This window comes from Streptomyces sp. NRRL S-495 (genome assembly GCF_000966955.1).
Taxonomy (GTDB): Bacteria; Actinomycetota; Actinomycetes; order Streptomycetales; family Streptomycetaceae; genus Kitasatospora; species Kitasatospora purpeofusca.
The window spans coordinates 1-981 of sequence record NZ_JZWY01000336.1; the positions used below are offsets into that span (position 1 = coordinate 1).

Genomic DNA, 981 nt, shown 5'->3' on the forward strand with positions numbered 1-981 from the left:
CCCACGGCCTGCCCAACAAGCCGGTCAAACCCCTGCGGATCTGGCTCAACCCGGACCACGGCCCGGCCCTCACGGCACTCCCCTTCGATCTCGCCTGGGCGACAACCTGGGAGGGCGAAGCCAACGATTTCGTCGCCCCACTGCTGGGCCTGCCCGAGCTCCCCGTCATCACCTGGCCCGACCCCCGGCCGCAGCCGGAGGACGGGGTGTTCTGGAAGACGCCCGCGATCGTCTCGTGGGCCCGGGGCCGCCCGTTCGCCTGGGTGGACGACGAGATCACGGACGCCGACCGCACCTGGGTCGCCACCCACCACACCGGACCGGCCCTCCTGCACCGCATCGACCCCCGGGTGGGCCTGACGGCGACCGACTTCACCGCCCTGACGGACTGGGCGGCCGCGACGCGTGGCCGATGAACCCGGCGTGCTCGCCGGCCGGGGGTGTCAGGACTGAAGGGGCACCGGGTTGTCCGGGGAGTCCAGCCACGCGGTGTGGCCGTCCGGGGTGACGGTGAGGCCGAACCGCCCGTAGCCCGGGTGACCCTGCGAGGACCACCACCGGTACGCAGCGGCCACCTCGTCCCAGAGGTTGCGGGGACCGGACTGGACCACCTCGTACTCGCTGCGGTCGGGCTCGTAGTCCGCGGTGGCCCACGACAGGGTGCTCCTGCTGTACAGCCACAGCGTGTACGAGCCGTAGTCGTAGCGTTCCGCCCGCCAGAACACGCCGGGCACGCCCAGCCCGATGACGAACTGGTCGAGCCATCCGCCCGTGTCCCTGGGCGACAGCGTCGTGGCGCTCTTCTCGCCGTCGGCCGGCCAGGGCTTCCCGTGGAGGTAGGCGTCGACCAACGGGCGGTCGGTGCGCTGCTGCCGCAGCCTCATGAAGGCCGAGCTTCGGGTGAACCGCCCGCTCGCGCGGGTGCCGTCGTCGTCCACGGTCAGGCGGACGATGTGCTCGCCGCCGTACTCGGTGCCGAAC

At 72.3% G+C, this 981-nt stretch carries 1 protein-coding gene and 1 pseudogene; one reads left to right on the top strand and one right to left on the bottom strand.

Annotation, left to right across the window (positions count from 1 at the left end; all coding sequences use genetic code 11):
• A partial coding sequence (locus tag VR45_RS18145) for a hypothetical protein (RefSeq protein ID WP_045940832.1) occupies positions 1-416 on the top strand: 416 nt, incomplete at its 5' end.
• A 27-nt stretch (positions 417-443) separates the two neighbouring features.
• On the opposite strand, the pseudogene VR45_RS18150 reads toward VR45_RS18145, so the two are convergent.
• Positions 444-981 (bottom strand): annotated as a pseudogene (locus VR45_RS18150) (protein-L-isoaspartate(D-aspartate) O-methyltransferase); the annotation flags it as partial.